General features: G+C 62.1%; 1 pseudogene. It reads right to left on the bottom strand.

The features are described 5' to 3' along the window. Positions 1–112: 112 nt before the first annotated feature. Positions 113–248 (bottom strand): annotated as a pseudogene (locus tag SB765_RS32395) (LysR family transcriptional regulator); the annotation flags it as partial.

Below are 248 nucleotides of genomic sequence, written 5' to 3'. Positions count from 1 at the left end.
ACAGTGCAGTCATGGGGTCTCCAGGGGGATTATCAGTGGCTGCCAGTTTCCCTGCTGCGCCGCTAGCGATAACCCAGGTTCAGGCCCGGTATAGGGGCCTGGCATTCCCCAATCAGTACTCCCAAGGCACGCCCGGTTCCCAACTGGCTACCAGCAAGTCGATGAACCCACGCACCCGTGGGGACAAGTGGCGTTTGCTCGGGTACACGATTCGGATAGGGTCTGCCGGCGGCCGATACGCCTGCAGC

The organism is Pseudomonas sp. SIMBA_067 (assembly GCF_046534675.1).
Classification (GTDB): Bacteria; Pseudomonadota; Gammaproteobacteria; order Pseudomonadales; family Pseudomonadaceae; genus Aquipseudomonas; species Aquipseudomonas putida.
This window is presented reverse-complemented; position numbering and strand designations above follow the sequence as displayed.